We start from the raw sequence: 6,964 nt of genomic DNA on the forward strand, positions 1-6,964 counted from the left end.
CACGGCAGCTCGGTCATGTACTTGCCCATCACTTCCTGCATGAACTTGGACATTGGCTTGGCGTAGCGGCGGCTGACATTGTTGACGGCCCCTTCAAAAGGCTGCTTGGTGTCGTTGACGCCGAAGTCGCCTTCCAGGTGGAAGTTGATTTCCTTGTCCGACCCGTACAAAACGATCTCTCTTTGCCGCTTGGTCAGCTTTTTAAAAGGCTTGTCCATCGGAATCTTCAAAGCCGCGCAGGCCTGTTCCAGCATCCCCGTATAGTACTTGGAGCTGGCCCAGGGAGCTATCGCCCCTTCAGCCAAGCTCTTGTCCTGGTCCGGAATCACCAGGTCCGGGTCAACTGCCAGCTTCATCCCCAAGCCGTCACAGGCCGGGCAGGCCCCGAAAGGCGCGTTGAAGGAGAAGAGCCGGGGCTCCATTTCCCCGACCGTGAACCCGCAAAGCGGGCAGGCGTAGTATTCTGAGAAGCTGAGCTTCTCGCCGCCAATGACGTCGACATCCATGTAGCCTTCAGACAGGCGCAGGGCGGCTTCAGCCGAGTCAAACAGGCGCGAGCGGATTCCGTCCTTGATGACCAGGCGGTCGACCACGATGTCGATATTGTGGCGCTTGTTTTTCTCCAAGGCAAATTCTTCACTGGCATCGTGCATCTCACCGTCAACGATTACCCGGACGTAGCCGGCCCGGCGGATTCTTTCAAAAACTTCCTTGTGCTCGCCCCGCTTGCCGCGGATGACAGGAGACAGAAGCTGAATCTTGCTTCTGTCAGGCAAGTCCAGGATCCGGTCGATCATCTGGTCGACCGACTGGCGCTGAATCAAAGTGCCGTCATTAGGGCAATACGGGTGCCCCACCCGGGCCCAGAGCAGACGCAGGTAGTCGTTGATTTCGGTTACCGTGCCGACGGTTGAGCGGGGATTGTGCGAGGTCGTCTTCTGGTCAATGGAGATGGCCGGGTTGAGGCCGTCGATGGAATCAACGTCAGCCTTGTCCATCTGGCCCAGAAACTGCCGGGCGTAGCTGGAAAGGGATTCGACGTAGCGCCGGCGCCCTTCGGCATAAAGGGTGTCAAAAGCCAAGGAACTCTTGCCTGAGCCTGACAAGCCGGTGATAACGACCAGCTGGTCCTTAGGAATCGTCACGTCGATGTTTTTCAAGTTGTGCTCCCGCGCCCCGCGGATCACAATGTTTCTATTTGCCATTAAAGTTCATGCCTTTCTTCTTAATCGGTTTTCTGACCGAGCCTTCAAGTTCAATGATGGCATCGCGCAAATTGGCGGCACTTTCAAAGTCCAGCCGCTTGGCGGCATCCTGCATCTGTTCGCGCAGGTTGGCGATCATCTGCTGCTTCTGCTTGGCCGTCAACTCATCGAAGTTGAGGTCGGCAAAGCTCTGCTGGTTTTCAGCCGCGTCCTTGTCGTCCTTGACCACGGAGATCATGTCCCGGATCGGCTTGATGATGGTCTTAGGCACGATCCCGTGCTCTTCGTTAAACTTCATCTGGATGGCCCGCCGGCGGTTGGTTTCGTCGATCGCCAGCTTCATCGAGTCCGTGATCCGGTCAGCATACATGATGACCTCCCCGCTGGCGTTCCGCGCTGCCCGGCCCATGGTTTGGACCAGCGGCCGGTAGGCCCGCAGGAACCCTTCCTTGTCGGCGTCCAGTATGGCCACCAGGGAAACTTCCGGCACGTCGATCCCTTCCCTAAGCAGGTTGATCCCGATCAAAACGTCAAACTTGCCTAACCGCAGGTCCCGGATGATCTGCATTCTTTCCAGGGTCTTGATGTCCGAGTGCAGGTAGCGGACCTTGATGCCCAGGTCCTTTAAATAGTCCGTCAGGTCTTCCGCCATCTTTTTGGTCAAGGTGGTGACGAAGACCCGCTCATCTCGCTCGATCCGCAGGTTGATTTCGGCTACCAGGTCGTCAATCTGCCCTTCAATCGACCGGACCTCAATCTTCGGGTCCAGCAGCCCCGTCGGCCGGATGACTTGTTCCACGATCCGGCGGCAGCGGTTCAGTTCATAATCGCCCGGCGTCGCCGACACGTACAGAATCTGGTTGACGTGCTGCTCGAATTCTTCCAGCTTCAAAGGCCGGTTGTCCAAAGCCGATGGCAGGCGGAAGCCGTAGTCGATCAAGGTCTGCTTTCGGTTGCGGTCCCCGTTGTACATGGCCCGGATTTCCGGCATGGTGGCATGGGATTCGTCAATCAAAATCAGCGAGTCTTCCGGGAAGAAGTCCAGCAAGGTGTATGGCGGCTCGCCAGCCTTGCGGTTTTCCATCTGCCGGGAATAGTTTTCGATCCCGTTGGTGTAGCCGACCTCCCGCAGCATTTCCAGGTCGTAGGTCGTCCGCTGCTTGATTCTTTCGGCTTCCAGCAGCTTGCCTTCCTTTTCGAACTTTTTGACCTGGTCCTCCATCTCGGCCTTGATGCGGCCAATGGCCCCCTCAAGCTGGTCTTCATTGGTCATGAAGTGGGTTGCCGGGAACAAGGAGATGCTGTCTCTGACCCCGTGAATTTCCCCGGTCAAGGGGTCAACTTCAACGATGCGGTCGATTTCGTCGCCAAAAAATTCGATCCGGTAGGCCCGGTCGGAATATCCGGCCGGAAAGACTTCCACAATGTCACCGTGCACGCGGAAGCGGCCGCGCTGAAAGTCGATGTCGTTTCTGTCGTACTGGATGTTGACCAGGTCCCGCAAGAGCGTGTTTCTGTCGTATTCCTGGCCGGTATAGACGTTGAGAACGCTAGCGGCGTATTCTTTCGGGTCACCCAAGCCATAGATGCAGGAAACCGAGGCCACCACGATGACATCGTTGCGGGACATCAAGGCACTGGTGGCAGCGTGGCGCAGCTGGTCGATTTCGTCATTGATCGAGGCGTCTTTCTCGATATATGTGTCTGACTGCGGCACGTAGGCTTCCGGCTGGTAGTAGTCATAGTAGGAAACGAAGTACTCGACAGCGTTGTTTGGGAAAAATTCCTTGAATTCGTTGTAGAGCTGGCCGACCAGGGTCTTGTTGTGGGTGATGACCAGGGTCGGCTTGTTCAGCCTGGCAATCACATTGGCCATGGTATAGGTCTTCCCAGTCCCCGTCGCCCCTTTGAGGATCTGCTCCTTTTCCCCGGCCTGAAAGCCCTGGCAGAGCTGGTCGATCGCCTGCTGCTGGTCGCCAGCCGGGCTGTATGGCGAAACGAGCTCGAATTTGTTGTTGTCTTGCCGCTTGATCACGGTTCTACCCCCTTAAACTTGCAATAATCAGTCTTAATCTATTTTACTACCCGAACATAGATTCTAACAGTCTTTTGCTCAGAGAAAAAAATACCGGACGGTTGCCCGTCCGGTATTTAGTGAACTGTTATTTCAAAAAGCCCTTGGCCTGCAGGTAGTTGTAGGCTTCCTGCCCGGCCACGCTGCCTTCGCCAACGGCGGTCGTTACCTGCCGCAGGTCCTTCGGGCGCACGTCGCCGGCCGCGAAGATCCCTTCCTGCCGGGTGTGCATCAATTCGTCAGTCGGAATCCAGCCCTGTTCATCCAGGATGTCCAGGCCGGCCAGGGCCTGGGTCACCGGCAAGACGCCAACGTAGATGAAGACGCCCTTGGTGGCAAATTCCTTTTCCTCGCCGCTGATCTTGTCGTGGTAGCGGACCCCGCTGACCTTGCCGTCTTCGCCGACAATCTCGTCAGTCAAGGCGTTCCACACGAACTTGATCTTCGGGTGCTTGAAGGCCTTCTCCTGCAATTCAGGCTTGGCCCGGAGCTGGTCGCGGCGGTGCACCACGGTCACTGACTTGGCAGACTGGGCCAGGTAGAGGCCTTCCTGGATGGCAGAGTCGCCCCCGCCAATCACCGTCACGTCCTCATCCTTGAAGAAGGCTGCGTCGCAGACGGCGCAGTAAGAAACGCCATGGCCGGAATAAGTTTCCTCTCCCGGCACGTTCAAATGCTTGTGTTCTGAACCGGTAGCAATGATCACTGCCGGAGCCAGGTATTCCTCGCTGTCAGTAATCACCCGCTTGTAATCGCCTTCCAGCTTGACAGCCTGCACGTCGCCGTATTCATAGCTGGCGCCGGCATTCTGCACCGTCTGGTACATCTTTTCGCCCAATTCCGGGCCCTGCACTTCCACGAAGCCTGGGTAATTGTCGATGTCGGCGGTGTTGTTCATCTGTCCGCCGTAAATCCCCCGGTCCAGCAGCACGGTCTTCAAATTAGCCCGTGCAGCGTAAACCGCCGCCGTCATGCCGGCCGGACCCGCACCGATAATTACTACGTCAACTTCTTTGGTCATAAGCAGCCTCCTTTTACTTACTTTTTATAAGTAATATAATACAGGATTTTTGAAAGATTGCAAGCCCCAGATCTAAATTCTGATTTCCGGTCCCATTTGCCGGTTCATCATCAGCTTGATTTCATCCTTGATCTCGGCTCCCTCATAGAGAACCTTGTAGATCGAAGCTGAAATCGGCATGTCCAAAGAATACTTGTCGCAGATTTCGTGCACGGCCTTGACCGTCGTGGCCCCTTCGACGACCTGGCCCATGTTGGCCAGAACTTCGTCTAAAGGCTTGCCCTGGCCCAGCTGGTAGCCGCAGCGCCAGTTGCGCGAATTGACCGAGGTGCAGGTGACGATCAAGTCGCCGATCCCCGATAAGCCGCTAAAGGTCCAAGGCTGGCCGCCAAAGGCCACGCCCAGGCGGGTGATCTCCGCCAATCCCCGCGTCATCAAAGCTGCCTTGGCATTGTCCCCGTAGCCCAGGCCGGCCAGGATGCCGGCCGCGATGGCGATGACGTTCTTGACCGCCCCGCCGACTTGGACGCCGACCGGGTCGTTGCTGGTGTAGAAGCGGACATAGTCATTGGAAAAAATCCGCTGCATCTTGGCCGCGTTGTCCAGACTGGTCGACGCCAGGGTAATCGCCGTCAGGTCTTTCTGGGCGGTGTTTTCCGCGTGGCTTGGCCCGGACAAAACGATCATCTTGTCAAAGCCGTCTGGATAGATCTCGTCTTTGAAGATCTGCAAGACCAGCTTCTTGGTCCCCGGCTCAATCCCCTTGGTGGCCGAAACCAGGTAGGGCTGGCGGCCGCTTTCGTCCAGGGTCTGGCGCACCATTTTGGCAACCGACCGGACCGCGCTGGTTGGCACCGCGAAAAGGACGATGTCGCAGTCTTGCAAGACGGCCGGCAGGTCCGGGCTGGCCCAGACTGCAGGGTTGAGCGACCAGTCTTTCATATAATGGCTGTTGGTATGGCTTTGGTTGATCTCATCGGCAATGCTTTGCCGGTGGGCATACAGGGCCACCTCGTGGCCATTGTCGGCCAGCATGGAAGCCAGGACCGAACCCCAGGATCCGGCGCCTAAAACGGAAATTTTTGTCATTTTTTCTACCTCTCGTATGGATATTTTAAACCGCTACCATCAAGATACCACTTTGGCTTGACTTTGACACGCCGGTAGACGAATAAAATGATCACGCCGATCAGCAATAGCAGGCTGAGGGCCTGGGAAACCCGGATCACGCCGAAGATGTAGAGGCTGTCGGTCCGCATCCCTTCCACGAAGAAGCGCACCACTGAATACCAGGCCAGGTAGAACATGAAGACTTCCCCCTGCTTGAAGAGGTGCTTTCTGTGCCGCAGGCACAAGATCAGGATCAGCCCCAGCAGGTTGAAGAAAGATTCATACAAAAAAGTCGGCTTGTAGTAGTTGCCGCCGATGTACATCTGGTCGATGATAAAGCGCGGCAGATGCAGGCTCTGCAGGTATTGCAGGCTGCACTTGGCCCCGTGGGCCTCCTGGTTCATGAAGTTGCCCCACCGGCCCAGGACCTGGGCCGCCATCACGCCTGGCGCCACGATGTCCAGCACCAGAAAAGGCGGCAGGAAACGCTTGTAGCAAAAGACAAAGAGCACGATTGCTCCGGCGATCAAGCCCCCGTAAACGGCAATTCCCCCGTTCCAGATCGCGATGATCTCGCTGGGGTGCTGGGAGAAATAGTCCCATTCAAAAATGACGTAATAGATTCTGGCGCCAATGAAGCCGATCGGCACGCCCCACAAGAGCAGGTCGATAAAGTCGTCGCTCATGATCTGCCGCCTTTGCCCTTCCTTAATGGACATGAAGGTGGCCAGCAGAATCCCGCAGGCGATGATGATCCCGTACCAGCGCACGTGGAAGGGACCGAAACTGAAGGCGATTGGGTTGAGTGCTAAAGTCACTAGTCCTTTTCACCCCGCTTTTCTTCCTCGGTGTTTTCAGCAATCAGGCTGGTCAGGTTGTCGTCAAAAGTCTTGGCGGCGTCAAAGCCCATGGCCTTGGCTCTGAAGTTCATGACGGCCACTTCCACGATGTTTTCCATGTTCCGGCCGACCTTGACCGGGATGGTTACCTGCGGCACCGCGATGCCGCAGATGATCCGCGTGTTCTCCTGGAAGCCGAGGCGGTCATAGTTGGCCTTGGAATCCCAGTTGGTCAAATTGATGACCAGGGAGATGTCGGTTTCGTCCTTGATGGCCCCGATGCCGAAAAGCTTGAGGACGTCAATGATCCCGATGCCCCGGATTTCCATCAGGTGCTTCAAGATCCGCGGCGCCTCGCCGACCACGGTCTCATGGTCTCTTTGGTAAACGTCCACCCGGTCGTCAGCAATCAGGCGGTGGCCATGCTGGACCAGGGCCAGAGCGGTTTCTGACTTGCCGACCCCGGATTCCCCGGTCAGCAGAACCCCCATGCCGAAGACTTCAACCAAGACCCCGTGCACGCTGCTTCTTTCTGCCAATTTGACGGCCAGGTACTGGGTAATCATGCTCATCAGGTAGGTCGTCGTGTCGTTGGAGATCAGGATCGGCGTGCCTGCGGCTTCAGCGGCTTCCTTCAGCTCGGAAGGAACCGGCAGGTTGCGCGATACCAGCAGGCACGGCGTCTGCTTCTGGCAGATTTTTTCAAAAACCCGCC

At 56.7% G+C, this 6,964-nt stretch carries 6 protein-coding genes; all 6 read right to left on the minus strand.

Going from position 1 to position 6,964, the window contains the following annotated elements:
• Positions 1 to 1,205, minus strand: a 1,205-nt coding sequence (locus tag lacNas_RS09510; protein WP_507762782.1) for a UvrA family protein, incomplete at its 3' end; no start/stop codon positions are given.
• Complete coding sequence (gene uvrB / locus lacNas_RS09515; RefSeq protein WP_201330091.1) at positions 1,195 to 3,240, minus strand: excinuclease ABC subunit UvrB; 2,046 nt, start codon at positions 3,238 to 3,240, stop codon at positions 1,195 to 1,197. The genes uvrB and lacNas_RS09510, both read right to left, overlap by 11 nt.
• 127 nt (positions 3,241 to 3,367) lie before the next feature.
• The gene (gene trxB / locus lacNas_RS09520) at positions 3,368 to 4,300 is read right to left on the minus strand and encodes a thioredoxin-disulfide reductase (protein ID WP_201330092.1); all 933 of its coding nucleotides are present in this window, start codon (positions 4,298 to 4,300) and stop codon (positions 3,368 to 3,370) included.
• 72 nt (positions 4,301 to 4,372) lie between these two features.
• A complete protein-coding gene (locus lacNas_RS09525; RefSeq protein ID WP_201330093.1) occupies positions 4,373 to 5,389 on the minus strand; it encodes an NAD(P)H-dependent glycerol-3-phosphate dehydrogenase in 1,017 nt (338 codons plus the stop codon).
• Between the two features lie 5 nt (positions 5,390 to 5,394).
• Positions 5,395 to 6,228 carry a prolipoprotein diacylglyceryl transferase gene (gene lgt / locus lacNas_RS09530; RefSeq protein WP_201330094.1) on the minus strand — a complete coding sequence of 278 codons (834 nt, stop codon included), beginning with the start codon at positions 6,226 to 6,228 and terminating at the stop codon, positions 5,395 to 5,397.
• A partial coding sequence (gene hprK, locus lacNas_RS09535; protein ID WP_201346808.1) for an HPr(Ser) kinase/phosphatase occupies positions 6,228 to 6,964 on the minus strand: 737 nt, incomplete at its 5' end. The genes lgt and hprK, both read right to left, overlap by 1 nt.

The organism is Lactobacillus nasalidis (assembly GCF_016587775.1).
Taxonomy (GTDB): Bacteria; Bacillota; Bacilli; order Lactobacillales; family Lactobacillaceae; genus Lactobacillus; species Lactobacillus nasalidis.